23 protein-coding genes and 2 pseudogenes are annotated in these 24,945 nt (G+C 68.6%); 11 read left to right on the top strand and 14 right to left on the bottom strand.

The window, feature by feature from the left end; translation table 11 throughout:
• Positions 1-13 precede the first annotated feature (13 nt).
• Positions 14-901, bottom strand: coding sequence for a LysR family transcriptional regulator (locus tag WFQ67_RS27810; RefSeq protein ID WP_337058791.1), 888 nt, complete (start codon positions 899-901; stop codon positions 14-16).
• A gap of 81 nt (positions 902-982) precedes the next feature.
• Between WFQ67_RS27810 and WFQ67_RS27805 the strand changes: the two genes are divergently transcribed.
• Together WFQ67_RS27805 and WFQ67_RS27800 are read left to right on the top strand one after the other, a co-directional pair.
• The gene (locus WFQ67_RS27805; RefSeq protein WP_337058786.1) at positions 983-1,687 is read left to right on the top strand and encodes a CTP synthase C-terminal region-related (seleno)protein; all 705 of its coding nucleotides are present in this window, start codon (positions 983-985) and stop codon (positions 1,685-1,687) included.
• Positions 1,684-2,040 carry an antibiotic biosynthesis monooxygenase family protein gene (locus WFQ67_RS27800; RefSeq protein ID WP_337058785.1) on the top strand — a complete coding sequence of 119 codons (357 nt, stop codon included), beginning with the start codon at positions 1,684-1,686 and terminating at the stop codon, positions 2,038-2,040. Before WFQ67_RS27805 ends, WFQ67_RS27800 begins: the two co-directional genes overlap by 4 nt.
• Here WFQ67_RS27800 and WFQ67_RS27795 read toward each other — a convergent pair.
• The 4 genes and pseudogenes from WFQ67_RS27795 to WFQ67_RS27785 all read right to left on the bottom strand — a co-directional run bounded on the left by WFQ67_RS27795 (position 2,007) and on the right by WFQ67_RS27785 (position 5,598).
• The gene (locus WFQ67_RS27795; protein WP_337058784.1) at positions 2,007-2,636 is read right to left on the bottom strand and encodes a tRNA-uridine aminocarboxypropyltransferase; all 630 of its coding nucleotides are present in this window, start codon (positions 2,634-2,636) and stop codon (positions 2,007-2,009) included. The genes WFQ67_RS27800 and WFQ67_RS27795 overlap by 34 nt on opposite strands.
• Positions 2,637-2,983: 347 nt before the next feature.
• A pseudogene (locus tag WFQ67_RS30565) lies at positions 2,984-3,961 on the bottom strand (methyl-accepting chemotaxis protein); the annotation flags it as partial.
• A gap of 306 nt (positions 3,962-4,267) precedes the next feature.
• Positions 4,268-4,549 (bottom strand): annotated as a pseudogene (locus WFQ67_RS30560) (PAS domain-containing protein); the annotation flags it as partial.
• A 155-nt stretch (positions 4,550-4,704) separates the two neighbouring features.
• Positions 4,705-5,598: a LysR family transcriptional regulator gene (locus WFQ67_RS27785; RefSeq protein WP_213625539.1), complete on the bottom strand. Its 894-nt coding sequence runs from the start codon at positions 5,596-5,598 to the stop codon at positions 4,705-4,707.
• Between the two features lie 281 nt (positions 5,599-5,879).
• Between WFQ67_RS27785 and speB the strand changes: the two genes are divergently transcribed.
• The 6 genes from speB (at position 5,880) to WFQ67_RS27755 (ending at position 13,039) form a co-directional block, all read left to right on the top strand.
• On the top strand, positions 5,880-6,839 hold the full coding sequence (speB, locus tag WFQ67_RS27780) for an agmatinase (protein WP_173178921.1): 960 nt from the start codon (positions 5,880-5,882) through the stop codon (positions 6,837-6,839).
• Positions 6,840-6,841: 2 nt separating this feature from the next.
• Complete coding sequence (locus WFQ67_RS27775) at positions 6,842-7,249, top strand: YybH family protein (RefSeq protein WP_173178920.1); 408 nt, start codon at positions 6,842-6,844, stop codon at positions 7,247-7,249.
• A gap of 24 nt (positions 7,250-7,273) precedes the next feature.
• Positions 7,274-8,791, top strand: coding sequence for a purine-cytosine permease family protein (locus WFQ67_RS27770; RefSeq protein WP_337058783.1), 1,518 nt, complete (start codon positions 7,274-7,276; stop codon positions 8,789-8,791).
• A gap of 158 nt (positions 8,792-8,949) precedes the next feature.
• A complete protein-coding gene (locus WFQ67_RS27765) occupies positions 8,950-10,338 on the top strand; it encodes a sodium:solute symporter (RefSeq protein ID WP_337058782.1) in 1,389 nt (462 codons plus the stop codon).
• A gap of 132 nt (positions 10,339-10,470) precedes the next feature.
• Complete coding sequence (locus WFQ67_RS27760; protein WP_337058781.1) at positions 10,471-12,072, top strand: 5-guanidino-2-oxopentanoate decarboxylase; 1,602 nt, start codon at positions 10,471-10,473, stop codon at positions 12,070-12,072.
• A 241-nt stretch (positions 12,073-12,313) separates the two neighbouring features.
• On the top strand, positions 12,314-13,039 hold the full coding sequence (locus WFQ67_RS27755) for an MBL fold metallo-hydrolase (protein ID WP_173178916.1): 726 nt from the start codon (positions 12,314-12,316) through the stop codon (positions 13,037-13,039).
• Positions 13,040-13,066: 27 nt separating this feature from the next.
• On the opposite strand, the gene WFQ67_RS27750 is transcribed toward WFQ67_RS27755, so the two are convergent.
• The 3 genes from WFQ67_RS27750 to WFQ67_RS27740 all read right to left on the bottom strand — a co-directional run bounded on the left by WFQ67_RS27750 (position 13,067) and on the right by WFQ67_RS27740 (position 15,386).
• Positions 13,067-13,201: a PA1414 family protein gene (locus WFQ67_RS27750; protein WP_256604856.1), complete on the bottom strand. Its 135-nt coding sequence runs from the start codon at positions 13,199-13,201 to the stop codon at positions 13,067-13,069.
• A gap of 139 nt (positions 13,202-13,340) precedes the next feature.
• Positions 13,341-14,636, bottom strand: coding sequence for a PQQ-dependent sugar dehydrogenase (locus WFQ67_RS27745; RefSeq protein ID WP_337058780.1), 1,296 nt, complete (start codon positions 14,634-14,636; stop codon positions 13,341-13,343).
• Between the two features lie 123 nt (positions 14,637-14,759).
• Complete coding sequence (locus tag WFQ67_RS27740) at positions 14,760-15,386, bottom strand: cysteine hydrolase family protein (protein ID WP_213625545.1); 627 nt, start codon at positions 15,384-15,386, stop codon at positions 14,760-14,762.
• A 119-nt stretch (positions 15,387-15,505) separates the two neighbouring features.
• On the opposite strand from WFQ67_RS27740, the gene WFQ67_RS27735 reads away from it, so the two are divergent.
• Positions 15,506-16,462: a helix-turn-helix domain-containing protein gene (locus WFQ67_RS27735; protein ID WP_337058779.1), complete on the top strand. Its 957-nt coding sequence runs from the start codon at positions 15,506-15,508 to the stop codon at positions 16,460-16,462.
• A 605-nt stretch (positions 16,463-17,067) separates the two neighbouring features.
• Here the strand turns inward: WFQ67_RS27735 and ptrR are convergent.
• Positions 17,068-17,940 carry a putrescine utilization regulator PtrR gene (gene ptrR, locus WFQ67_RS27730; RefSeq protein WP_213625547.1) on the bottom strand — a complete coding sequence of 291 codons (873 nt, stop codon included), beginning with the start codon at positions 17,938-17,940 and terminating at the stop codon, positions 17,068-17,070.
• A gap of 102 nt (positions 17,941-18,042) precedes the next feature.
• Between ptrR and WFQ67_RS27725 the strand changes: the two genes are divergently transcribed.
• Positions 18,043-19,209, top strand: coding sequence for a YbfB/YjiJ family MFS transporter (locus tag WFQ67_RS27725; protein ID WP_337058778.1), 1,167 nt, complete (start codon positions 18,043-18,045; stop codon positions 19,207-19,209).
• Between the two features lie 271 nt (positions 19,210-19,480).
• Here WFQ67_RS27725 and map read toward each other — a convergent pair whose 3' ends face one another.
• From map to WFQ67_RS27705, 4 genes are all read right to left on the bottom strand, one after another.
• A complete protein-coding gene (gene map / locus WFQ67_RS27720; protein ID WP_337058777.1) occupies positions 19,481-20,272 on the bottom strand; it encodes a type I methionyl aminopeptidase in 792 nt (263 codons plus the stop codon).
• Positions 20,269-20,490: a ParD-like family protein gene (locus tag WFQ67_RS27715; protein WP_173178909.1), complete on the bottom strand. Its 222-nt coding sequence runs from the start codon at positions 20,488-20,490 to the stop codon at positions 20,269-20,271. The genes map and WFQ67_RS27715 overlap by 4 nt, the downstream gene beginning before the upstream one ends.
• A 164-nt stretch (positions 20,491-20,654) precedes the next feature.
• A complete protein-coding gene (locus WFQ67_RS27710; protein ID WP_337058776.1) occupies positions 20,655-21,740 on the bottom strand; it encodes an extracellular solute-binding protein in 1,086 nt (361 codons plus the stop codon).
• Positions 21,737-22,777, bottom strand: a complete 1,041-nt coding sequence (locus WFQ67_RS27705; RefSeq protein WP_213625551.1) for a histone deacetylase family protein — start codon at positions 22,775-22,777, stop codon at positions 21,737-21,739. The genes WFQ67_RS27710 and WFQ67_RS27705 overlap by 4 nt, the downstream gene beginning before the upstream one ends.
• Before the next feature lie 447 nt (positions 22,778-23,224).
• Between WFQ67_RS27705 and WFQ67_RS27700 the strand changes: the two genes are divergently transcribed.
• Positions 23,225-23,566 carry a BRO-N domain-containing protein gene (locus tag WFQ67_RS27700; RefSeq protein ID WP_337058775.1) on the top strand — a complete coding sequence of 114 codons (342 nt, stop codon included), beginning with the start codon at positions 23,225-23,227 and terminating at the stop codon, positions 23,564-23,566.
• A gap of 353 nt (positions 23,567-23,919) precedes the next feature.
• Here WFQ67_RS27700 and WFQ67_RS27695 read toward each other — a convergent pair whose 3' ends face one another.
• Positions 23,920-24,939, bottom strand: coding sequence for an AraC family transcriptional regulator (locus tag WFQ67_RS27695; RefSeq protein WP_337058774.1), 1,020 nt, complete (start codon positions 24,937-24,939; stop codon positions 23,920-23,922).
• Positions 24,940-24,945 lie beyond the last annotated feature (6 nt).

Below are 24,945 nucleotides of genomic sequence, written 5' to 3'. Positions count from 1 at the left end.
GAACACAGCCCTTTCAAGGTTCCAGGTGGATGCTGCGACCCAGCTCGTCGAACAGCGTCACCACCGAGCGCAAGGCACGGCAATCGGGACGGGTCAGCAGCCACAGGGCGGTGTCGCAAGGGCTCAGGTCGGCCTCCAGCGGTTGCAGTCCGTCCTCGATGAGAAAACGCGGCAAGGCCGCGACGCCAAGGCCGGCCCGGGCCATCTGGGCGACCGCGAGCATGCTGTTGCAGCGATAGGCCGGCACCAGCGCCGGGAAGCGCTGGCGGCGCCAGACCACGCTGGGGTGGTTGGGCAGGAATTCGTCAGGGGCGATCCAGGCCATGGCCGCCAGGTCCGCCGGGTCGCGCCCGTGCAGGTAGGCGGGGCTGGCGCAGAGGGCGTAGGGCACGGCACCGAGGCAGCGCCCCACCAGATGCTGCGGGGGCGCGGTGGTCAGGCGCAGGGCGATGTCGGCGTCGCGGCGGCTGAGGTTGGCGAAGTCGTTGGAGGTGGCCAGTTCCAGGTGCAGGGCCGGGTAGCTGGGCATGAAGCGCGCCAGCGCCGGCAGCAGCAGGCCATGCAGCACCGAGTCGGTACAGGTCAGGCGCACGGTGCCGGCGAGCACCTCGCGCCCCTGCTCCAGCGCGACCCGGGCGGCCTCCAGGGCGTGCTCGGCCTGTTCCGCCTGCTGCGCCAGGAGCAGCGCGGTACTGCCGGGCAGGTAGCCGGCGCGGCTTTTCTCGAACAGCTCCTCGCCCAGGGCCTTCTCCAGCCTGCGCACCGCGCGGAACACGGTGGAGACGTCCACCTGCAGCAACTCGGCGGCCCGCGCCAGGCTGCCGCCACGGACCAGGGCGAGCACCAGGGCGAGGTCGCCGTGCTCCAGGCGATAGTGCGCAGCTGCAATGATCAATTGTATTTTCGCCAATATTGAGTGCCGAAGCGCAACTATATAGTCCGCCTGCCACCGCGCATATCGCGCCGCAGACAAGGAACGGACATGGCCCGCCCTCGCACTTCCCGCATTCGCCTCGCCCTGATCGGCGACCAGGACCTTTCGATCACCGCCCACCAGGCCATTCCCGAAGCGCTGTCGCTGGCCGCATCGCTGCTGGATATCGGCCTGGCCCACCAGTGGCTGGCCACCGACGGCATCGACGCGGGCGCCCTCGCCCGCTTCGACGGCATCTGGTGCGTGCCGGGCAGCCCCTACCGCGACACCGAGGGCACGCTGCGCGCCATCGAACATGCCCGGGGCCACGGCGTGCCCTTCCTCGGCACCTGCGGCGGCTTCCAGCACGCGTTGCTGGAATACGCGCGCAACGTGCTCGGCTGGGCCGACGCCGAACACGGCGAGACGGCACCGGACGCGGGCCGCCAGGTGATCGCGCCACTGGCCTGCTCCCTGGTGGAAGCCATCGACGCGGTGCACCTGGCGGCCGGGTCGCGCATCGCCCGGGCCTATGGCGCACAGCTGGCCTTCGAGGGCTACCGCTGCCGCTACGGGCTCAACCCGCAGTTCGAGGCGGCGTTGCTGGGCGGGCCGTTGCGTGTCGGCGCGCGGGACGCCAGCGGCGAGGTGCGCGCGGTGGAGCTGGAGGGCCATCCCTTCTTCGTCGCCACGCTGTTCCAGCCGGAACGCGCAGCCCTGGCCGGGCGCCTGCCGCCGCTGGTGGCGGCCTTCGTCGAGGCCTGCGCGCAATGAGCGGCGGCGGGCAGGGGTTCGCCCGGACACCGGCAGCGCCTTACTACGCGGTGATCTTCACTTCGCGGCGCACCGCCCTCGACGACGGCTACGGCGACACGGCCGAGCGCATGGTCGAGCTGGCACGCCAGCAGCCGGGCTTCCTCGGCGTGGAGTCGGCGCGTGGGGCGGATGGGCTGGGCATCACGGTGTCCTACTGGGAGAGCGAGGCGGCGATCCTCGCCTGGAAACGCCAGGCCGACCACAGCCTGGCGCGGGCACGGGGCCGGGCGGACTGGTACGACGCCTTCGAGGTGCGCATCGCCCGGGTGGAGCGCGCCTACGGCTTCTCCCGCGAGGCGGTGTCGGGCTGAGGCTGGCCGTGATTGCGCTGGAAGGTCTCCTCGCCCATGGCGGCGATCTGGCCGTCGATCAGCGCTTCGAAGGGCTTGAGCAGGGCATCGAAGCGGGCCGGGGCCTCGAGCAGGTCCAGCGCCTGGGCGATGGCTTCGATGGTCGAAAGGGCCCCCGGCGCCGGGGCCTTGCGCAGGCGGTAGCGGGAGATGCCCCCGGCCGGCAGTGTCACCCGGGGCAAGGCCGCCAGGGCGGGGTTGCTATGCAGCAGCTTGCGCGCCTTGCGCCAGGTGCCGTCGGGCACCACCAGCAGCAACGGGCGCCCGGCGCTGCCGGCCACATCCGCCAGCGACACGGCCTCGTCCCCCGGGAACAGCAGGCGCGCGTCATGGCGCGGGTCGGCCAGCTCGGCGGCCAGTCCGGGGAACTGCTCGCCCACCCGCAGCTCGGCATTCTCCAGCCCCAGCGCCGCCAGCCGCGCGGTGTTCAACGCATGCCCCACCTCGCTCGGGTGCTGCAGGACGAGCACGCGCGTACGGCTGGGCAGGCTGGGGATCAGCGGGCACAGGCAATGGCTGGCGGGGCGTTGGCAGCGGGGGCATTGGGGGCGGGACATGGGCGAGGATTCTGCCATGGATGCCGAGCACGGCGTGGGCCATTTTCGCGAATGAATTCGCTCCCACGGGAGGGACGGCGCTGTGCGCCGTTGGGCGAATGAATTCGCCCCTACAGAGGCAAGGAGATGACCGCTGCGTAGGGTGGAGGTCGCTTTTTACCTCCACCGGGCGGAGTCGAGCGCGGCACGTTGTGATGCCTGGAACTCAGCATCGATGGGTTTCGCGGAGCTCGCGGAACGCCGCCCGACCCATCCTACGGATACGGGGGCGGGGTTCGGGAAAGTGGGGCATCCCTGCCCCGGGAGCCGCGCCCTCCTGCGCGGCTCCGCCCGCCCATGCCAGGTCGCTAGCGGTTGAAGCGCTCCGCCAGGCTATGCAGGTACTCGGCCATGTGTTCGAGGTCCTGGCTGATCTGCGCGCCTTCCTGGGCCTGGCCGGCGCTGTGATCCGAGAGTTGGGCGATCCGTGTGATCTGCCGGCTGATGTCATCTGCCACGTGGCTCTGCTGTTCGGACGCGGCGGCCATCTGCTGGCTCATGCCGGTGATGCGCGTCACCGCCTGGCTGATGCCTTCCAGCGCCTTGCCCACGGCCTCGACGCTGCCGACGCTGTCACGGGAGATTTCCTCGCCCCGGCTGGCGGTGGCCACCGCGCGATCGGCGCCGGAGCGCAAGGAGGCGATGATCTGGTGGATCTGCTCGGTGGACTGGCGAGTGCGCGAGGCCAGCGAGCGCACCTCGTCGGCCACCACCGCGAACCCCCTGCCCTGTTCGCCGGCCCGCGCCGCCTCGATGGCGGCATTGAGCGCCAGCAGGTTGGTCTGCTCGGCGATGGAGGTGATGACATCGGCCACGCTGCCGATGGACTGGGTGGAATTGGCCAGCTCGTTCACCGCCTGGCCGATCTCGCTCACCGCGCCGGCCATGTGCTGCATCGCGCTCAGGCTTTCCCCGGCCAGGCCGCGTCCCTGCTGTGCCAGGCGGTCGGCCTCCTCGGCCGCGTGGGCGGTGTTCTGCACGTTGTGCGAGACCTCCTGGATGGTCGCCGCCATCTGGTTGATGGCGGTGGCGGACTGGTCGGTCTCGGAACGCTGCTGCTCAAGCAGCTCGGCGCTGGAACGCGACAGCCGGGAGGAGTCCGAGGCGCGTTGCTTGACGTTGATGCCCGCGTCCTCCAGCCGCGTGAGCGCCGTCTGCAGGCGCGCCTCCTCGCTGATCATGGCCATGTCGAGCAGCGCCTGCGCCCCCTTGTTGGTGGAGTAGGTCAGCGACACCAGGCCGCTGGTGAAGGCCTTGGGGTGCTCGGCCAGGGTGCGGCGGATGGTCTGCCGCTTGCTGTAGAGCTGGTAGGAACCGAGGGCGAACATGGTCACCACCATCAGGGCGATGAGCGCCGGGCCGCCGATGAGCAAATGACCGGCGAGGATGACCAGGGTGGCGAGGATCACCGGCCAGGAACGGACCAGGTCGTAGGTCCAGTACTCGATCCAGGGCACTGGCGGCTTGCCGGCACGCAGCCGCGCATAAAGGGCATCGGCGCGCTGCACCTGCTCGCGGGTGGGTAGCGAGCGTACGGACTCGTAGCCGGACATCTGGCCGTTCTCGTACACCGGGGTGACATAGGCGCTGACCCAGTAGAAGTCACCATTCTTGGAACGGTTCTTCACCAGGCCCATCCAGGGCTTGCCCTGCTTGAGGGTGTCCCACATGTGGCCGAAGACCGCGGGCGGCATGTCGGGGTGGCGCACCAGATTGTGCGGCTGGCCGATCAGTTCCTCGCGGGAGAAACCACTGATCTCGACGAAAGCGTCGTTGCAGTAGGTGATCTTGCTGCTGAGATCGGTGGTCGAGATCAGGCGTTCGGTGGCCGGGAAGGTTCTTTCACGCTGGGTGACGGGTAGATTCTGGCGCATGCGCAAATCCCTGTGATTGGTACGTGTGTACGTCCTGGCCCACAGAAATTAGGTCTAGCACAGGCTTGCAGCGCCGCCAGAGGCACCAGCCATTATTTTGGCATCAACGCGCAGGAAGCCCCGCAAGCGTCAGGGAAACGCCAGCGAAGCGGCAATCAGCGCAGGTTCAACTGGGCCCGCAGCAGGTCGCGGAAGGTGACGATCAGGGGCTCGCGGGCACGGCCCCGGCGCAGGATCATCGAGAACGGCGCCTGGTAGCCGAAGGTGGCCGGCAGCAGGCCGCGCAGTCGCTGCTGGTCGACCCAGCTCTGGGCGTAGTGCTCCGGCAGGTAGCCGATGTAGGCACCGGAGAGCACCAGGATCAGTTGCGCCTCCATCGATTCCACCGTCGCCGCGCTGTGCTTGAAGCCATGGCGCGCCAGCTCCGCCTGGCTCCAGTAACCGCGCCCGACCATGCGCTGCTGGGTGATGACCTCGGCGGGGATGCGCCGCTCGGCGAACAGCGGGTGGCGGTCGCTGCAGTAGAGCCAGTGCTGCTCGCGGTACAGGGGCTGGTAGACCAGGCCGTTCATGCGCGTGGAGAAGGCGCCGATGGCCAGGTCCAGGCGGTTCTCCAGCACGCCGAGCTGCAGGTCGTAGGGGCTCATCACCGAGAGGTGCAGGTGCACGGCGGCGTGTTCCCGGCTGTAGGCGCCGATGACCTCGGCCAGCGGCAGGGCCGGGTCGCTGACGGTGGAGTCGAGCACCCCCAGGTTGAGGGTGCCGCGCAGCTCGCCCTTGAGGGAGGCGGAGTAGCGCTCGAAGCCTTCCAGCTCGCCGAGCAGGCGCAGGGTCTCCTGGTAGAACAGCTCGCCCTTGCTGGTCAGGCTGAAGCCGCCCCGGCCGCGATGGCAGAGGGTCAGGCCCAGGTGCCCTTCGAGCTGGCTCATGTAGGTGCTGATGGCCGAGGTGGAGAGGTTCAGCTCCTGCTGCGCGGCGGCAAAACCCTGGTTGCGCACCACGGTGGCGAAGATGCGCAGCAGCTTGAGGTCGGGAAGGGTGTTGGACATAGGGCTCCGGCAAAACTATCGACGACAGGGCTCCGTGGGAGCGAATTCATTCGCGATGCGGGCCACAGGCCCGCCAATCCGCCGCCAGGCGCCGCTTCGCGGCGTTTCGCGGATGAATCCGCTCCCACCACAACGGTGCTACTGCGACAGATCGGCGCAGTCTACCTGCTGCGGATAGTTTAGAAATACCTGAAGTGATTATTTGCCCATGGGGATTCTTCCCGCATCGCCAGGTCACCAGAATCGCCCCACGACAACCACAACAAACGTGAGGCCACCCCGTGGACAAGAAACTCCACCAGCCCCTGGGCGGCAATGAAATGCCCCGTTTCGGCGGCATCGCCACCATGCTTCGCCTTCCCCACATCCAGACCCCCGCCGAGCTCGACGCCCTGGACGCCGCCTTCGTCGGCGTGCCCCTGGACATCGGCACCTCGCTGCGCTCCGGCACCCGCTTCGGCCCCCGCGAGATCCGCGCCGAGTCGGTGATGATCCGCCCCTACAACATGGCCACCGGCGCCGCCCCCTTCGATTCGCTGAACGTGGCCGACATCGGCGACGTCGCCATCAACACCTTCAACCTGCTCGACGCCGTGCGCATCATCGAGGAGGAATACGACCGCATCCTCGGCCACGGCATCCTGCCGCTGACCCTGGGCGGCGACCACACCATCACCCTGCCGATCCTGCGGGCCATCAAGAAGAAGCACGGCAAGGTGGGCCTGGTGCACATCGACGCCCATGCCGACGTCAACGACCACATGTTCGGCGAGAAGATCGCCCACGGCACCACCTTCCGCCGCGCGGTGGAAGAGGACCTGCTCGATTGCGACCGCGTGGTGCAGATCGGCCTGCGCGCCCAGGGCTACACCGCCGAGGACTTCAACTGGAGCCGCAAGCAGGGCTTCCGCGTGGTCCAGGCCGAGGAGTGCTGGCACAAGTCGCTGGCCCCGCTGATGGCCGAGGTGCGCGAGAAGGTCGGCGGCGGCCCGGTGTACCTGTCCTTCGACATCGACGGCATCGACCCGGCCTGGGCGCCCGGCACCGGCACCCCGGAGATCGGCGGCCTGACCACCATCCAGGCGATGGAGATCATCCGTGGCTGCCAGGGCCTGGACATCATCGGCTGCGACCTGGTCGAGGTCTCCCCGCCCTACGACACCACCGGCAACACCTCCCTGCTGGGCGCCAACCTCTTGTACGAAATGCTCTGCATCCTGCCCGGCGTGGAGCGTCGCTGAGCATGGACCGCCACGCACAGGTCATGGAGGCCGCCAGGGAACTGGTGGCCGCCTTCGCCCGCAACGACACCGAGGCCTATTTCGCCGCCTTCAGCGAGGACGCCAGCTTCCTGTTCCACACCACCCCCGGTGTGCTGCAGGGCCGCGCGGCCTACCGCGAACTCTGGGATGCCTGGCAGCGCGAGGGTTTCCGCGTGCTGGGCTGCGAATCGCGCAATCCGCTGCTGAGCCTGCAGGGCGACGTGGCGATCTTCATGCACGAAGTGGTCACCCGCCTGCGTGTGGGCGGTGAGGCGATCACGAGCCTGGAGCGGGAGACCATCGTCTTCCGCCAACAACAAGAACAGGGCCGTTGGCTGGCCTGTCACGAGCACTTGTCGGCCATGCCGGAGCACCTGCCCCAAACCTGATGAGGCTCCCCCGGGAGAACAACGATGCATAACAACAATAACGAGCAAAGCCTGACCCGAATCGAGACGTTCGGTGTCGAGCAGATCCCCGACCACGAACGCAACGCCAAGCCCGTCGACCTGTTCCGCATGATCTTCGGCGGCGCCAACACCTTCGCCACCGCCGTGCTCGGCAGCTTCCCGGTGCTCTTCGGCCTGTCCTTCGAGGCGGGCATGTGGGCAATCCTGCTGGGCGTGGTGGTGGGCTCGCTGATCCTCGCGCCGATGGGCCTGTTCGGCCCGCTCAACGGCACCAACAACGCGGTCTCCTCCGGCGCCCACTTCGGCGTGCACGGGCGAATCGTCGGCTCGTTCCTCTCGCTGCTCACCGCCATCGCCTTCTTCTCCCTCTCGGTGTGGAGCTCGGGCGATGCCCTCATCGGCGGCGCCAAGCGCCTGATGGGCCTGCCGGAAACCGACCTGACCCTGGGCCTGGCCTACGGCCTGTTCGCGGTGCTGGTGCTGACGGTGTGCATCTACGGCTTCCGCTTCCTGCTGTGGGTCAACAAGGTCGCGGTGTGGAGCGCCAGCGCGCTGTTCCTGCTGGGCATCTTCGCCTTCGCCGGGCCCTTCGACGCCAGCTACGCCGGCTCCGTGCAACTGGGCAGCCCGGGCTTCTGGGCCGCCTTCATCGGCGCCGCCCTGCTGGCCATGAGCAACCCGGTGTCCTTCGGCGCCTTCCTCGGCGACTGGGCGCGCTACATCCCCCGCGAGGCGAGCAAGGGCCGCATCATGGCGGCGGTGATCGGCGCCCAGCTGGCCACCCTGATCCCCTTCTTCTTCGGCCTGGTCACCGCCACCATCGTCGCCGTCCAGGCGCCGGACTACATCGCGCAGAACAACTACGTCGGCGGCCTGCTGGCCGTCTCGCCGACCTGGTTCTTCCTGCCGGTGTGCCTGATCGCGGTGATCGGCGGCATGTCCACCGGCACCACCTCGCTGTACGGCACCGGCCTGGACATGTCCTCGGTGTTCCCGCGCCTGCTCAACCGCGTGCAGGCCACGGTGATGATCGGGCTGATGTCCATCGCCTTCATCTTCATCGGCCGCTTCGCCTTCAACCTGGTGCAGAGCGTGTCCACCTTCGCCGTGCTGATCATCACCTGCACCAGCCCCTGGATGGTGATCATGATCCTCGGCCTGGTGATCCGCCGCGGCTTCTACTGCCCGGACGACCTGCAGGTCTTCACCCGTGGCGAGACCGGCGGCCGCTACTGGTTCCACAACGGCTGGAACTGGCGCGGCATGGGCGCCTGGATCCCCAGCGCGCTGGTGGGCCTGTGCTTCGTCAACCTGCCGGGGCAGTTCGTCGGCCCGCTGGGCGAACTGGCCGGCGGCATCGACGTCAGCCTGCCGGTGACCCTGGGCATGGCCGCCCTCCTCTACCTGGCGCTGCTCAACCTGTTCCCCGAAGCCGCCGAGGTATACGGCCCCAAGGGCCCGCGCTGGGTGCGCGTGAAGCGCGCCGGCGCCGCCGGCCTGGTTGACGCCAGCGCCGCCTGAACCCAACCCGATACACCGGCGGCCAGGGTCCGGCCGCCGGCGACACCACCGACCCGGGGACTGCCGCCCCGGTGCATCACCGATGGATCGACCGCGAGCCACATACCCTCGGGCCTGACCCGCCTGAGCTACAACAATGAGAAAGAGAGAGCTGAACAATGGCCTTGGATATCTTCGTCGTACTGCTTTACGTAGCCGCGATGCTCACCCTGGGCTGGTACGGCATGCGCCGCGCCAAGACCCGTGACGACTACCTGGTGGCCGGGCGCAACCTCGGCCCGGGCTTCTACCTCGGCACCATGGCTGCCACCGTCCTCGGCGGCGCCTCCACCATCGGCACCGTGCGCCTGGGCTACGTCCACGGCATCTCCGGCTTCTGGCTCTGCGGCGCCATCGGCCTGGGCATCGTCGGCCTCAGCCTGTTCCTCGCCAAACCGCTGCTGAAGCTGAAGATCTACACCGTCACCCAGGTACTGGAGCGCCGCTACAACCCGGCTGCCCGCCAGTCCAGCGCGGTGATCATGCTGGTGTACGCGCTGATGATCGGCGCCACCTCCACCATCGCCATCGGCACCGTCATGCAGGTGCTGTTCGGCCTGCCGTTCTGGGTCGCCATCCTCGTCGGCGGCGGGGTGGTGGTGCTCTACTCCACCATCGGCGGCATGTGGTCGCTGACCCTCACCGACATCGTGCAGTTCCTGATCATGACCGTCGGCCTGGTGTTCCTGCTGATGCCCATGTCCATCAGTGACGCCGGCGGCTGGAACGCCCTGGTGGAGAAGCTGCCGGCGCGCTACTTCGATTTCACCGCCATCGGCTGGGACACCATCGTCACCTACTTCCTTATCTACTTCTTCGGCATCTTCATCGGCCAGGACATCTGGCAGCGCGTGTTCACCGCCCGTAGCGAAGGCGTGGCCAAGGTGGCCGGCACCGCCGCCGGCCTCTACTGCGTGCTCTACGGCCTGGCCGGTGCGCTCATCGGCATGGCCGCCAAGGTGCTGCTGCCGGACCTGGACAACGTCAACAACGCCTTCGCCAGCGTGGTCGAGCACAGCCTGCCAAACGGCATCCGCGGCCTGGTCATCGCCGCCGCCCTGGCCGCGCTGATGTCCACCGCCAGCGCCGGCCTGCTGGCCGCCTCCACCACCATCACCCAGGACCTTCTGCCGCTGCTGCGCAAAGGCCGTGAGAGCGGCAACGGCGACGTGCACGAGAACCGCCTCGCCACCCTGCTGCTGGGCCTGGTGATGCTCGGCATCGCCCTGGTGGTCAGCGACGTGATCAGCGCCCTGACCGTGGCCTACAACCTGCTGGTGGGCGGCATGCTGATCCCGCTGATCGGCGCCATCTACTGGAAGCGCGCCACCACTGCCGGCGCCATCACCAGCATGGTGCTCGGCTTCGTCACCGTCCTCGCCCTGATGGTCAAGGACGGCCTCGATGCCAACACGCCGATCTACTACAGCCTGGCGGTCGGCCTGGTCAGCTTCGTGCTGGTCAGCCTGCTGTCCCGTCGCCCGGCGGCCAGCACCAGCCTGGCCTGAGTTTGCGTGAACGGCCGCACCATCCCGGCGGCCACCCTTGGATTCCGGCCTGCGCCCGCAGGCCGGGATTCGTTTTATCAGTCGGGTGGGTCCCCGCTTTCGGGGGGCCACTGAAAGAGCAAGGAAACTGCCATGACCACCTGCGGTGAATTCCTCGTCAAGCAACTGCAAGCCTGGGGCGTCGACACCGTGTTCGGCATCCCCGGCGTGCACACCGTCGAGCTGTACCGCGGCCTGCCCGGCAGCGGCATCCGCCACATCACCCCGCGCCACGAGCAGGGCGCCGGCTTCATGGCCGACGGCTACGCGCGCGTCTCCGGCAAGCCGGGCGTGTGCTTCATCATCACCGGCCCGGGCATGACCAACATCACCACCGCCATGGGCCAGGCCTACGCCGACTCCATCCCCATGCTGGTGATCTCCAGCGTCAACGAGCGTTCGCGCCTGGGGCTGGGCAACGGCTACCTGCACGAGCTGCCCGACCAGAGCGCCCTGGTGGCCGGCGTCGCCGCCTTCAGCCACACCCTGATGAGCGTCGAGGAACTGCCGGCGGTACTGGCCCGCGCCTTCGCCGTGTTCGACAGCCAGCGCCCGCGCCCGGTGCACATCCAGCTGCCGCTGGACATCATCACCGCGCCCGCCGACCACCTGCGGGTGCAGCCCCGCGCCGCCCTCTCGCGCCCGGCCCCGGCCATGGCCCAGTTGCGTGATGCCGCCAGCCGCCTGCGCAACGCCAGGCGCCCGCTGCTGCTGCTCGGCGGCGGCTGCGTCGAGGCCCAGGCGGAAGCCCGCGCCCTGGCCACCGCGCTGGATGCCCCCACCGCGCTGACCATCAACGCCAAGGGCCTGCTGCAACCCGACCACCCGCTGCTGATCGGCAGCAACCAGTCGCTGGTCCCCGTGCGCCAGCTGGCCCTGGAGGCCGACGTGGTGCTGGCCATCGGCACCGAGCTGGGCGAGACCGACTACGACGTGGTGTTCGACGGCAACTTCCGCATCGGCGGCGAGCTGATCCGCATCGACATCGACCCGCTGCAACTGGTGCGCAACCACGCCCCGGCCCTGGCCATCCACAGCGATGCCCGCCTGGCCATGCGCGTGCTGCTGGCCGAGCTGCCGGCCCGCGACGCCAGCACCACCAGCCCGGGCGCCCAGCGCGCCGCCGGGGTACGTGCACAACTGGCCGAGGACTTCTCCGGCTGGGCGCACTATCGTCGGCTGTTCGCGTGCATCCTCGACACCCTGCCGGACGCCCGCTTCGTCGGCGACTCGACGCAGACCGTCTACAGCGGCAACCACCTGGTGGAACTGGACGGCCCGCGCCGCTGGTTCAACGCCTCCACCGGCTACGGCACCCTGGGCTACGGCCTGCCGGCGGCCATCGGCGCCAAGCTGGCCGAACCGGGCCGCCCGGTGATCAGCCTGATGGGCGACGGCGGCATCCAGTTCACCCTGCCGGAACTGGCCAGCGCCGTGGAAGCGCGGGTCGGGGTCATCGTCCTGCTGTGGAACAACCAGGGCTACGGCGAGATCAAGCGCTACATGGAGCGACGCGACATCACCCCGCTGGGCGTGGACATCTACACGCCGGACTTCATCGCCATCGCCCGCGGCTTCGGCTGCCAGGCGGAGAAGGCCCGCGACCACGCCCACCTGCAGGAACTGCTGCGCAACGCCCCGGCCGACCGCCCGCTGATCATCGAAGTGGCCGAAGCCCCGCCCTTTGCGCCTTGAGCCAAGGACAACCGGTAGCCCGGGAATCTCCCGCCTGGCCCCGGGCTGAAGCCCGGGCTACGGCTCTACGTGCCGGGGCGTTTTCGCGAATGAATTCGCTCCCACGGTCGTCGGGTGGAGGTCGCTTTTCACCTCCACCAGGCGGAGTCGGGCGAGGCACGCGCCCATGCCGGAAACACCCCCTCCATGGCCCGCACCGGACAGGTATGCTGCCCGCACAACCACAACAAAGGAGCCCCCGATGAAGATCGTCAGCCGCGACCGCTGGTTCGAAGTCGAGCATCTCTACGACGGCGTCAGCCTGATCAGCGAGCCCTATGTGCGCCCCTTCTACCGCTGCAACCTGTGGCATGTGCAGGGCCGCGACCGCGACGTGCTGGTGGATTCGGGCTCAGGCCTGGTCAGCCTGCGCGAGCAGTTGCCCTGGCTCACCGAACGCCCGCTGCTGGCGGTGGCCAGCCACACCCATTTCGACCATATCGCCGGCCATCACGAGTTCGACGAACGCCTGGTGCACCCCGCCGAGGCGGACATCCTCGCCACCCCGGACGGCGACAACACCCTGGCCCGCGCCTTCGTCGGCGACGAGATGTTCGAGGCGCACCCCGACTGCCCGCTGTGCTACGCCGAGTACCGCGTCAAGGCGGCGCCGGCCACGCGGCTGATCGAGGAAGGCGATGTGCTGGACCTGGGGGACAGGACGTTGCAGGTGCTGCACACCCCCGGGCATTCACCCGGTGGCATCAGCCTGTGGGAAGAGCGGACCGGCACGCTGTTCAGCGGCGATATCGTCTACGACGGGCCGCTGATCGAGGACGCCTACCACTCGGACCTGGATGACTACGCGAAAAGCCTCGCACGGCTGCGCGAACTTCCGGTTCGCACCGTGCATGGCGGGCATTTCCCGAGCTTCTCCGGGGAACGTCTGCGCGAACTGATCGGTGCCTGGTTCAAGGCGCACGACTGACCGCGCAGGCGCCCCGCGCAAGGCGCCCTAGCGGCGCCGACGTTGCTCCGCCAGACGACGTTGCTCGTCGCTGCGTACGGGGATGGGTTGCAGACGCGGGCGCTCACTCAGCCCAAGGGTCACGGACAACTGCCAGGCGATATGGCTCAGCCAAGCTTTCATGGGCCCCTCCAGTCGATCAAAAGGTTGGTCGGGCGGCCCGAATCAGGTTGGCCGCCCTCGGCGAACGGAACGATTCCGCTGCCAAGTACAGAGTAGTCCTGCCGCGCCAAAGCGAAAATGCCCTGGATCAAATTTCCCCTCAGGGTTCGACACGAACCTGCCACAAGCTGTTGCCGGCATCATCCGCCACCAGCAGCGCGCCGCTGGGCAGCACGGCGATGCCCGCCGGGCGACCGAAGACCTCGGCCTTGTCCGCATCCTTGACGAAGCCGGTGAGGAAATCCTCCGGCGCACCGCTCGGTTCACCGTTCTCGAAAGGCACGAAAACCACCTTGTAGCCGGAGAGCGCGCTGCGGTTCCACGAGCCGTGCTGGCCGACGAACGCACCGTCGCGGTAGCGCTCGGGGAAGGCCTGCTGGGTGTAGAAGGCCAGGCCGAGCGATGCGGTATGCGCGCCCAGGGAGAGATCCGGCTTGCGCGCCCTGGCCACCAGGTCCGGGCGCTTGCCGGCCAGGCGGGGGTCCTCGTGGGGGCCAAAGTAGGCGTAGGGCCAACCGTAGAAGGCGCCCGCCTCCACCTTGGCCAGGTAGTCCGGGACCAGGTCCTCGCCGAGGTTGTCGCGCTCGTTGACCACCGTCCACAGGTCCTGCGTGCCCGGTGCCCAGCCCATGCCCACCGGGTTGCGCAGGCCGCTGGCGAAGATGCGCTCGCCGCTGCCGTCGGGGTTGATCTCGAGGATGTTGGCGCGGCGCTCCTCCTCCTGCATGCCGTGGTCACCCAGGTTGCTGGCCGAACCCACCGAGATGTAGAGCTTGGAGTTGTCGGCGTTGGCGAGGATGTTGCGCGTCCAGTGGTTGTTGTAGCCGCCAGCCGGCAGGTCGAGGATCTTCTCGCCCTCGCCGTGGATCTTCAGGTCACCCGGCTGGTAGGGGTAGCGCCACAGCGCATCGGTGTTGGCCACGTAGAACCAGTCGCCCACCACCTGCATGCCCAGCGGCTGCCTGAGGCCATCGAGGAAGGTCACCCGCTGCTCGGCCACGCCGTCGCCATCGGTATCGCGCAGCAAGGTGATGCGGTCGGCGCTCCTGCCGTAGTTCTGCGATTGCAGCTTGCCGTCCCTGCGCGCCTTTTCCCTGGCCTTGTCGTCCTTCAGCTCGGTGTTGGCCTCGGCCACCAGCACGTCGCCGTTGGGCGTCACGTACAGCCAGCGCGGGTTGTTCAGCTCGCCGGCGTAGCGGTTGACGCGAAAGCCCCTGGGGGCGACGGGCGTCTGCCCATCGGCCCAGCCCTGGACCTTGCTGTAGTTCTTCACCTTGTGAGTCGGGTCGGGGGGCAGCAAGGCGTCATCGGCACGGGCGAAGCCGGCCAGGACGATCACCAGGAACAGCCCGGCGGCAAGGCTGAAGACGACATTGAGGGGATTGGGCTCGCCCATGGCTCGGTCCTTTTCGTGTGAGGGGCACACTGCATCGACCGGGCCCTGCCCGCGGGGTTCAGGGAATATTTCTGCAACGCCGGCAGGCCCGTCCCAGAGCGCCGGGACGGGCCTGCCGCTGCGTCAGCCGCGGGCCTTCACCGCGCGCTGGTTGGAGAGGTAGAGGTTGTCCGGCTGCAGCGCCTCACCGGTGGCGACGGTGGCGAGCCATTGCCCGGTGCTGGCCACGGCGGCGAAACCGGTGTGGGAGACCAGGGTGAACACGCGGTGGATTTCCTCGGCACTGGCCGAGCCGAGGTCGTTGGCGAAGGGCACCGAGCCGGTGGCGTCGTGCAGCAGCTCGACGTTCCAGCCTTCGTGGCGGGCCTGGCGCGCGGTGGACTCGTCGCAGTGCTGGGTCATGTAGCCGACGATGGTCAGGGTGTCGATGCCGCGCTCGCGCAGCCAGGGGCCGAGGTCGGTTCCGGTCAGGGCGCTGGGCAGTGCCTTCTGCACCCAATGGTCATGGGCACGATCGGCCACCACGGGGTGCAATTCGGCACCACGGCTGCCACGGGCGAAGATCGGCGAATCCTCAGGCGCCAGGTGTTGCACCAGCACCACGGGGATGCCGGCGGCGGTGGCGGCGTCCATCGCCCGGCCGATATTGGCCAGGGACTGGTCCACGGGCGGGTACTCGATCAGCAGGTCGCCGCTGACGTATTCGTTCTGCACATCGATGACGATCAGCGCACGCTTCGGCTGGGCCATGGTGGAGCTCCTTGTGGTGATTGGACTGGAGCGCATTCTTCGCCTTGGCGATCTCGACGGGTGAGTGGCCCGACTGCCAACTTCCGCTAATATCGGGCCAACCCCAAGGAGCCTTCCCCATGCAGGAACACGTGATAGTCGTGGTCGCGTTCGACCGCATCATCCCCTTCCACCTTTCCGTGCCCTGCCTGGTGTTCGGCGAGACCTGCCCGGAGATGGCGCCCTTCGACCTGCGCGTCTGCGCCGCCGAAGCGGGCCCCTTGCGCACCACCGCCGGCTTCACCATCGCCGTCGAGCTTGGCCTGGACGCCATCGCCAGCGCCGACACCGTGATCGTGCCGAGCTGGCGCCACCCCGACGAACGCCCGCCGCAGGCCCTGCTGGACGCCCTGGTCGCCGCCCACGCGCGCGGCGCGAAGATGGTCGGCCTGTGCCTGGGCGCCTATGTGCTGGCCGAAGCCGGCCTGCTCGATGGCCGCCGCGCCACCACCCACTGGGCCTGGGCCCGCGACTTCGCCGAGCGCTACCCGCAGGTACAACTGGACCCGGACGTGCTCTACCTCGAAGACGGCGAACTGCTCACCTCGGCCGGCACCGCCGCCGGCATCGATTGCTGCCTGCACCTGCTGCGCCAGCATTGCGGCGCCGAGACCGCCAACCGCGTGGCCCGGCGCCTGGTGGTGCCACCTCATCGCCAGGGCGGCCAGGCGCAGTTCATCGAACAACCCCTGCCCACCAGCCCGCGCGACGACCGCCTCACCTGCGTGCTGGATTGGGTGCGCAGCAACCTGGAGCAGGAGCACAGCCTCGACAGCCTGGCCCAGCGCGTGCTGATGAGCCGGCGCACCTTCAGCCGCCACTTCCGCCAGCTCACCGGCAGCACCCTCGGCGAGTGGCTGCTGGCCGAGCGCCTGGCCCTGACCCAGCGCCTGCTGGAAGGCACCGACCAGAGCGTGGAAAAGATCGCCACCCTCGCCGGCTTCGGCTCGCCCGTCTCCCTGCGCCACCACTTCGGCCGCGCCTTCGGCGTCTCGCCCTCGGCGTGGCGGCAGAGCTTCCAGGGGAGCGTGGCGTAGTCCGCAATCAGCTCACCGTAGGTTGGCGCCGAGCACAGCGAGGCCCAACGGTGCGCGTTGGACCTCGTGCAAGGGTCGAGTCCTATCGCGGATGAATCCGCTCCCACGATCTGGCGGCGCTTGCGAATGAATTGGCGCTGTCTGCGTCAAGTGTTGCTAGGGGATTTGAGCCCAGCTGATTGCCGAGTTTTGCTGATGATTCCTGTTTCGCCTTGCCGGGCGAGTCCCTTTTAAAAATCGCCTTAAAAGGAACCAAAAGCGCTTGCCCCATCATCCGGCCCGACTGCGTCGGGTGCCCTCACTCCGTCGTCGCTCCGGGGGCCGGCGCGAAGGGCCATCCATGGCCAGTCGCGCCTCTCGTGGCATCCATGCCACTCGTCCCCCTGCGCAACGACTGCGTTCGGTCTCCTGGAGGGGCGTTGGCGGTGCTCCAACTTCTTCCTCCAACGCATCACGACGTGGTGCGCACGGACTTTCGGATGGGTCGGGCGGCGTTCCGCGAGCGAAGCGAAACCCATGCTGCCGCACACACCCTTCGCGGATGAATCCGCTCCCGCGATCCGGCGGCGCCGGGCGAATGAATTCGCCCCTACAGGGCAATCGCGTCATGCGGCTTGCGCCGCCTCCGCTTCGATCACCTCGATCCACGCCTTGAGGTTGGCGCCGAGCATGCCCTTGCGCCACATCAGCCAGGTGGTGGTGTGGTCGAAGGGTTCGGCCAGGTGGTGCACCGCCACCGCTTCGCGGCCGGGCAGGGTCTCGAGCATGGACAGTGGCATCAACGCCACGCCGCCACCGGCGACCACGCAGGCGAGCATGCTGTGGTAGGACTCGATCTCCATGATCTGCCCCATGGGCACCCGCGCGGCAGCGAACCAGCTTTCGATGCGTTTGCGGTAGGAACAGCGCGGGCGGAAGCTGTAGACCGACTCGCCCTGCACGTCCGCCGCCGTGGCCACCGGGGCGTGGCCGAGGCTGGTGATCAGCACCAGCGTCTCCTCGAACAGCGGCAGGCCGTCCAGCTCGGCGTAGTCCATGGGGCCGTCCACCAGTGCCGCGTCCAGCCTGCCGCTCACCAGCCCCTCGATCAGCTCGCCGCTGGGCAGGGTCTGCACCTGGAGGTTGACCGCCGGCCAGCGGCGGTGGAAGCGCGCCAGCATCCCCGGCAGGTGGATGGCCGCCGTGCTGTACATGGAACCGATGACGAACTCGCCCGCCGGCTCACCGCCCTTGAGCGCCGCCTCCGCCTCGGCCTGCAGCCTGAACATGCGCTCGGCGTAGCCCAGCAGCACCTTGCCCTCGGCGGACAGCTGCAGGCGCTGGCGCTCGCGCAGGAACAGGTCCACGCCCAGGGCCTCCTCCAGCTGGCGCAGGCGGGTGGAGAGGTTCGACGGCACGCGGTTCATGCGCACCGCGGCCTTGGCGATGGAGCCTTCTTCGGCGACCGCCTGGAAGATGCGCAGCTGACTGAGTTCCATGGCAACCATTCTCTTTGGATGAACAAGTTGTTCTTTATTATTCGTTTTAACTGAACAAGTCAAAAACCTAGCATGGCCTCCATCGCCACTCCGGAGGCCGCCATGTCGCCCATCATCCGCATCGTCGCCAGCACCCTCGCCCTGTTCGTCGCCATGGGCGTGGGGCGCTTTTCCCTCACGCCCCAATTGCCGCACCTGATCGCCGAAGGCCAGGTGGACCTCACCGGCGCCGGCCTGATCGCCGCCGCCAACTACCTCGGCTACCTGGTGGGCGCCCTCGACGCGCTGCGTGCCACGGCGCCGGCCCAGGCCCATCGCCGCCTGTTCGGCGGCCTCTGGGCGGGCGTCGCCATCACCCTCGCCTCCAGCTGGGCGTTCGGCTTCTGGCCCCATGTGGCGCTGCGCTTCGCCGCCGGTGTGGCCAGCGCCTGGGTGCTGGTGGTGCTCACGGCCCTCGCCGCCCAGGTCGCGGTGCAGGCCGGCCGGCCGCGCCTGGCCGGGCTGATCTTCACCGGGCCGAGCCTGGGCGTGCTGGCCACCGGGCTGATGGCCCTGGCACTGAACCTGCTGGGCCAGGGCTCGTCCAGCGCCTGGCTGCTGTACGGCGTGACCGCGCTGGTGCTGACCCTGGCCATCCACCCGCTGCTGCCGCGTCCGCAGGAGCGCGCCGATGTCGCGCTGCAGCCGGCGGGCCCGCGCCCCAGGGCCTTCTATCCCTTGCTGGTGGCGTACTCGCTGGTGGGCATCGGCTACATCATCCCCGCCACCTTCCTTTCGCAGATGGCCGCCGCGCAGTTCCGTGGCCAGTGGCTGGCCGACCTGTTCTGGCCCGCCTTCGGCCTGATCGCCACCCTGGGCGTGCTGCTGGTCAGCCTGCGCCGCCCGGGCACAGGCAGTACCGGCCGCTGGCTGGTGGGCGCGCTGTGGCTGCAGGCATTCGGTGTGCTGGCCTGCCTGTTCCCGGGGATGACCGGCCTCGCGCTGGGCGTGATCTTCTGCGGCGGCCCCTTCCTCGCCAGCATGCTGCTGGTGATGCAGCGGGCCCGGGAGATCGACCCGCTGGGCCATGCGCGCAACGTCGGCCTGCTCACCGCCGGCTTCGCCCTGGGCCAGCTCGGCGGGCCGCTGCTCGCGGCCCTCAGCAGCCACTTCAGCGGCGGCCTGCGCCCCGTCCTGCTGCTCGCCGCCGGTGCCCTGTTGCTGGCGGGCGGGCTGATGCTCAAGGCGCGGGAAGAGGTGAAGGTGGAAGCCGTGGTGTGCAGGGGGTGAGCGAGCGATAACCGGCTGATCCGCATCGATGGGTTTCGTGCCTCTACCCATCCTACAAAGGCGCAGACGCACACCCGTAGGATGGCGTAGAGCGAAGCGAAACCCATGCGGTGGCGCGCCCACAAGGTACCGACCAACCCCGCACCGTTGGGCCTCGCTGCGCCCGGCGCCAACCTACGGCACCGAGCGGTGGCAACGCGGGTTTCACCCGCCCTACCCGGCCTGCTGCTCGGCACATTCCCGGGCTGAAGCCCGGGCTACAGGTTGCCGGCTACGGCATCGCCGGGAAGGCGTCGCGCTCTTCCTCGCGCAGGGTGAGCACGCGAAAACCGCTCTCGGTGACGAGGACGGTGTGCTCGAACTGCGCCGAGAGGCTGCCGTCGCGGGTGATGACGGTCCAGTCATCGGCCAGGGTACGAACGCTGCGGCGGCCCTGGTTGATCATCGGCTCGATGGTGAAGGTCATGCCCGGCTGCAGGCGCAGGCCCGTGCCGGGATGGCCGACGTGGAGCACCTGGGGGCTTTCGTGCATCTGCCGGCCGATGCCATGGCCGCAGTACTCCACCACCACCGAGTAGCCTGCCTCCTCGGCGCGGCTCTGGATGGCGTGGCCGACATCGCCCAGGGTCGCGCCCGGGCGCACCAGGCGGATGGCGTCGTAGAGGCACTGCCGGGTCGTTTGCACCAGGCGCCGGGCGTCGTCGCTGACGGCGCCTAGGCAGTACATCTTGCTGGTGTCGCCGTAGAAGCCGTCCTTGATCACCGTGACGTCGACATTGACGATGTCGCCCTCCTGCAGCACCTCTTCCGCCGAGGGCCAGCCATGGCAGACCACCTGGTTGACCGAGGTGTTGACGGTGAAGGGATAGCCGTACTGGCCCTTGCTGCCGGGGATCGCCTGCAGGGTGTCGAGGATGTAGCGCTCGGCGAAGGCGTCGATCTCTGCGGTGGTGACGCCGGGGACGATGAAGTCATCCAGCGCTTCCAGCACCCGCGCGGCCAGGCGGCCGGCGACGACCATGCGCTCGATCTCGGCGGCGTTCTTGATCGTGACCTTGCTCACTCCACCGCCTCCACCGGCGGCGTGGCGGAGAGCTCCAGTTCGCGGGCCTCTTCCATCAGGCGCTTGACGATGTCGGCGTAGGTCAGCTCCGGCTGGGCCTCGGCGAGCATGCCGATGCGCATCCAGTGCTCGGCCTGGGCGTTGATGGAGCGGGACATGGCGCGGCAGGCGATGCGCGCCTCTTCGTGCAGAACATCGGAAATCTTGACGATACCCATGGCAATCGATCCATATACGAAATGCTACATAACATAGCATTTCATTTTTAAAGCACAAATGGAAAAGGGCCGCAGTGCGGCCCTTCCCTGGTGCCCTCATCACCTGGGGCAGCGATGGGTTTCGCTTCGCTCTACGCCATCCTACGTGCGCGAGCGCGGTCGGTTCAGGTGCCGGTCTTGATCTTGGTCCAGGTGCGGGTACGGATGCGTTCCAGCTTGGGCGGCAGCATCTCCACCGAGAACAGCTTCGCCTGCACCTCCGCCGGCGGGTAGACGTTGGGGTTGTCGCGCAGGGTGGGCGAGATCAACCCGTCCGCCGCCTGGTTGGGGTTGGCGTAGGCCACGTGGTCGGAGATGGGCGCGACCACCTCCGGGCGCAGCAGGTAGTTGAGGAAGGCGTGGGCCTGCTCGACGTTCTGCGCGTCCCTGGGGATGGCCAGTACGTCGAACCAGGCGGCCGTGCCTTCCTTGGGAATGCGGTACACGACCTTCATCCCGTTGCCCGCCTCCTCGGCGCGGGCGGCGGCCTGCATGGCGCCGCCGGACCAGGCCAGGGCGACGCAGATCTCGCCGTTGGCCAGGTCGCTGACGAACTTCGAGGAGCTGAAATAGGTGATGTGCGGGCGCAGGCGGGTGAGCAGTTCCTCGGCCTTGGCGTAGTCCTCGGGGTTGCGGCTGTTGGGCGGCAGGCCCAGGTAGTGCAGCACCTCGGGGATCACCTCGGTGGGCGAGTCGAGGAAGGCCACGCCGCACTGCTTGAGCCTGGCCAGGTTGTCGGGGTTGAAGATCAGCTCCCAGGAATCCACCGGCGCGTTCTCGCCGAGCACCGCGCGCACCTTGTCGACGTTGTAGGCGATGCCGTTGGTGCCCCACATGTAGGGCATCACGTACTGGTTGCCCGGGTCCTTGGCGGCCAGCACCTTGAGCAGCGCCGGGTTGAGGTTCTTCCAGTTGGGCAGCTTGCTCTTGTCCAGGGGCTGGAACACGCCGGCCTTCATGTAGTTGGGCAGGAAGCCGTCGCTGGGCACCACCAGGTCGTAGCCGGAGTGGCCGGAGAGCAGCTTGGCCTCCAGCACCTCGTTGCTGTCGTAGACGTCGTACTTGGGGGTGATGCCGCTGTCCTTGCGGAAGTTCTCCAGGGTGTCCGGGGCGATGTAGTCGAACCAGTTGTAGATGCGCACCACCGGCTCGGCGGCGGCTTGGAGGGAGGCGCCCAGCAGCGCCAGGGCAACGAGATGGCGCGCGCTCATCGGGCCACCTCTTCATAGCCCTGCAGCACGTTGACAGCGTTCACCCCGATGGCGTCCACCGCGTAGCCGCCTTCCATGATGAACAGCGTCGGCAGGCCGAGCGCGGCGATGCGCCGGCCCATGGCCAGGTAATCGGGCGAGTCCAGCTTGAACTGGGAGATGGGGTCGTCCTTGTAGGTGTCGACACCGAGGGAGATCACCAGCGCATCCGGCGCGTAGGCGGCGATCTTGCCGCAGGCGTCCTCCAGCGCGGCGGCCCAGCCGTCCCAGCCGGTGCCGTGGGGCAGCGGGTAGTTGTGGTTGCAGAGCGCGCCCGCGCCTTCGCCGCGCTCGTCGGCGTGGCCCAGGTAATAGGGGTATTCCACCAGCGGGTCGCCGTGGATCGAGGCGAAGAGCACGTCGCCGCGGCTGTAGAACAGCTCCTGGGTGCCGTTGCCGTGGTGGTAGTCGACGTCGAGGATGGCCACGCGGCGCGCGCCCTGGTCGAGGAAGGCCTGGGTGACGATGGCGGCGTTGTTGAAGAAGCAATAGCCGCCCATGAAGTCGCTGCCGGCGTGGTGGCCCGGCGGGCGGCACAGGGCGAAGGCGGTGTTGGCGCCGTTGCGCATGTGGTCCTGGGCGGTGAGCGCGACCTGCGCCGAGCTGTACACGGCCTGCCAGGTGCCGGCGGTGATCGGCGCCTCGGTGTCGAAGCAGTAGTGGCCGAGCTGGCCGTGCAGCGCGGTGGGGATGGGGCCATCACGGCGCAGGCGGCGCGCGGGGAAGGTGCTCGGCAGCATGTCGCAGCTGTGGCCTTCGGCGGCCCAGCGCGCCCAGGCGCCCTTGAGGAAATCCACGTAGGCGGCGTCGTGCACCCGCAGGATGGGTTCCAGGCCGAAGTCGCGGGGCTCGATCACCTCGCCCAGCGCCTGGTGGCGCACCCGCGCCAGCACGGTGTCCGCACGGCTGGGCATCTCGAAGCAGGGCTGGAGCTTGCCGTCCACCAGTTCGGACTGGCCGAAGTGGAGACGATGGTCGTCGCTGTACACGGTCAGCATGCCGGGAACCTCATCTTGTTATGGGTGGATGGATTCTGTGGCCGATCGTGGCCCCTTGCGCAGGGGGACGGGCGGCCAATAGGGGATCGAAATGGCCAACCTGACTGGCCACAGGGTTGCTCCCGGCCAGGCTCCGACAGTTCTGACACGACAACTGCATTGCCGTCCTACAAGGGGCTTGGGCAGCATCCCGCTCCGTTGCGACCTCGGTTGCGACCTGGGCTTAGAACCCCAGCCAATACAGATGAGGCACGCCATAAGCAGGATCGACAGGAAACCCTTCCTGTCGTTCCTGGCTGTCTATGGCGGACTGTGCAAGGGGGGCTCACGCCCGCTCGGTTATCTGCCTTGTCTGTTACCGGGGGTTCTAAACCTTGCACGGTCCGCCACCCCAACACCCGGATGGCCGGGGTGGCGGCTCCAATGGATTCGACAGGGAGCTGCATCATGACCAACCGCTATTTCGACACCCTCCGCTTCTTCCGCTACCGCCGCCTGCTGCGCGCCACCCTCATCCAGCACGAACCCTGGTTCGCCGCCCGCGACCTCGCCCGCCTGATGGGCATCCACTTCGGCGACAAGGTCCAGGCGCGCCTCGCCCCCGACCAATGGCGCCTCGGCCTCATCGCCGCCGGCGACGGTACGGTGGGCGAGGAAATGATGGTCAGCGAATCCGGCGCCTACGCCCTCCTCCAGCGCCACTTCCCCCACCCCGAGAACCGCAACCTGCGCCAATGGCTCACCCAGGAAGTGATCCCGGCGCTGCGCCAGGCACGGGCGATCGCCTGACTCCTCGCATGGGCCATCCCGGGCTGAAGCCCGGGCTACCCGGTGCGCAGGGCCGCCGGAAAGCCGGTGGCCGGAGGCAACGCCCCACCTTCACTGGATCCCCGCATTCGCGAGGATGACGGGGCTACGCGAACCTCCCCGCCCATACGTCACCCCCGCGAAAGCGGGGGCCCACTGAACACAACGTGGACGCAAGCAATGTGGGGGGCGGGAAACGGCAGCAGTGGGCTGAAGCGGAGCACCGCCCGGCCCACCCCACGCGTCACGTGTGGGTTCAACGCGATTGGGGGCTCCGCTTGGTGGATGGGAGAAGCGCCATCCACCCTGCCCCCCGGGTTGGTCTGTGCCGGGGCTCAGCCGCGGAACTGGCTGGGGGGCTGGCCGCTCCAGCGCTGGAAGGCGTGGCGCAGGCTGGCGGTTTCGCTGAAGCCGAGTTCTTCGGCGATGCGGTAGATGGGCAGCTCGCCCTGCTGCAGCAGTTCCTTGGCGCGGGCGAAGCGCAGGTCGTCGAGCAGTTGCTGGTAGCTGGTCTGCTGCTGGGCCAGGTGGCGGCGCAGGCTGCGGGCGGAGCAGTTCATGGCGCGGGCCAGTTCCTCCAGCCCCGGCGGCGAGGCCAGGCGCTGGGCCAGTTGCTCGCGCACACGCTCCAGCCAGGCGCGGCGGGTGGCGAACTCGGCATTCTGCCGGCGGCACTGTTCGAGCATTTCACGGTGGGTCACCGGGTCGGCCAGGGGCAGCGGGCGCTCCAGCCATTGGCGGGGGAAGCCGAAGCCGCTGCGCGCGCGGCCGAAGCGCGGGGCGCGGTCGAAGGCCTGGCGGTAGAACGGCGCGGCGCCGGGGGGCTCGGGGTAGTCCAGCTCCAGCGCCGCCACCGGCAGCGGCTGGCCGAGCAGGTCGGCGCAGATCACCCGCAGCGAGCCCAGGCAGAGTTCGGTGTTGAAGGGTTTCAGCGCTTCGCGCTCGCCGTAGCCGCTGGCCAGCAGCCAGGCCAGATCGCCCTCCTCCACCAGGCGCAGGTGGAAGTAGGTGCCCAGCAGCACCGGGTAGCCGAGGCCGATGCGCAGGGCCTCGCCCAGGGTGGGCGCCGAGAGCAGCGCGTAGCCCAGCAGGCCGTAGGCGGAGATGCGCGTGCGCTGGCCCAGTTCGAGCCCCAGCGCGGGGGTGTCGGCGAGGCGCAGGGCGTTGGCGAACACCTGCTGCTCCTGCCCGGGGTTGATCAGCCGTTGCAGGGCGCGCAGGTCGTCCTCGGTGATGCCGCTGCCTTCCAGCAGGCTGGCGGCATCGATGCCGCGCTCACCGAGGCAGGCCACGGTGAGCGTCGACATGTGCAGCGAGTTGAGCCAGGTGGCCCTGGAGAACAGCGGGTCGCCCATGGCCTT

Source organism: Pseudomonas sp. USHLN015 (genome assembly GCF_037153275.1).
GTDB classification, from domain to species: domain Bacteria; phylum Pseudomonadota; class Gammaproteobacteria; order Pseudomonadales; family Pseudomonadaceae; genus Metapseudomonas; species Metapseudomonas tohonis.
This window is presented reverse-complemented; position numbering and strand designations above follow the sequence as displayed.

Coding starts and splice junctions, on each gene's coding strand:
- WFQ67_RS27805 (WP_337058786.1), top strand. CDS start 983: ATGGCCCGCCCTCGCACTTCCCGCATTCGCCTCGCCCTGATCGGCGAC.
- WFQ67_RS27800 (WP_337058785.1), top strand. CDS start 1,684: ATGAGCGGCGGCGGGCAGGGGTTCGCCCGGACACCGGCAGCGCCTTAC.
- WFQ67_RS27795 (WP_337058784.1), bottom strand. CDS start 2,636: ATGTCCCGCCCCCAATGCCCCCGCTGCCAACGCCCCGCCAGCCATTGC.
- WFQ67_RS27785 (WP_213625539.1), bottom strand. CDS start 5,598: ATGTCCAACACCCTTCCCGACCTCAAGCTGCTGCGCATCTTCGCCACC.
- WFQ67_RS27775 (WP_173178920.1), top strand. CDS start 6,842: ATGGACCGCCACGCACAGGTCATGGAGGCCGCCAGGGAACTGGTGGCC.
- WFQ67_RS27770 (WP_337058783.1), top strand. CDS start 7,274: ATGCATAACAACAATAACGAGCAAAGCCTGACCCGAATCGAGACGTTC.
- WFQ67_RS27765 (WP_337058782.1), top strand. CDS start 8,950: ATGGCCTTGGATATCTTCGTCGTACTGCTTTACGTAGCCGCGATGCTC.
- WFQ67_RS27760 (WP_337058781.1), top strand. CDS start 10,471: ATGACCACCTGCGGTGAATTCCTCGTCAAGCAACTGCAAGCCTGGGGC.
- WFQ67_RS27755 (WP_173178916.1), top strand. CDS start 12,314: ATGAAGATCGTCAGCCGCGACCGCTGGTTCGAAGTCGAGCATCTCTAC.
- WFQ67_RS27750 (WP_256604856.1), bottom strand. CDS start 13,201: ATGAAAGCTTGGCTGAGCCATATCGCCTGGCAGTTGTCCGTGACCCTT.
- WFQ67_RS27745 (WP_337058780.1), bottom strand. CDS start 14,636: ATGGGCGAGCCCAATCCCCTCAATGTCGTCTTCAGCCTTGCCGCCGGG.
- WFQ67_RS27740 (WP_213625545.1), bottom strand. CDS start 15,386: ATGGCCCAGCCGAAGCGTGCGCTGATCGTCATCGATGTGCAGAACGAA.
- WFQ67_RS27735 (WP_337058779.1), top strand. CDS start 15,506: ATGCAGGAACACGTGATAGTCGTGGTCGCGTTCGACCGCATCATCCCC.
- ptrR (WP_213625547.1), bottom strand. CDS start 17,940: ATGGAACTCAGTCAGCTGCGCATCTTCCAGGCGGTCGCCGAAGAAGGC.
- WFQ67_RS27725 (WP_337058778.1), top strand. CDS start 18,043: ATGTCGCCCATCATCCGCATCGTCGCCAGCACCCTCGCCCTGTTCGTC.
- WFQ67_RS27715 (WP_173178909.1), bottom strand. CDS start 20,490: ATGGGTATCGTCAAGATTTCCGATGTTCTGCACGAAGAGGCGCGCATC.
- WFQ67_RS27710 (WP_337058776.1), bottom strand. CDS start 21,740: ATGAGCGCGCGCCATCTCGTTGCCCTGGCGCTGCTGGGCGCCTCCCTC.
- WFQ67_RS27705 (WP_213625551.1), bottom strand. CDS start 22,777: ATGCTGACCGTGTACAGCGACGACCATCGTCTCCACTTCGGCCAGTCC.
- WFQ67_RS27700 (WP_337058775.1), top strand. CDS start 23,225: ATGACCAACCGCTATTTCGACACCCTCCGCTTCTTCCGCTACCGCCGC.
- WFQ67_RS27695 (WP_337058774.1), bottom strand. CDS start 24,939: ATGGGCGACCCGCTGTTCTCCAGGGCCACCTGGCTCAACTCGCTGCAC.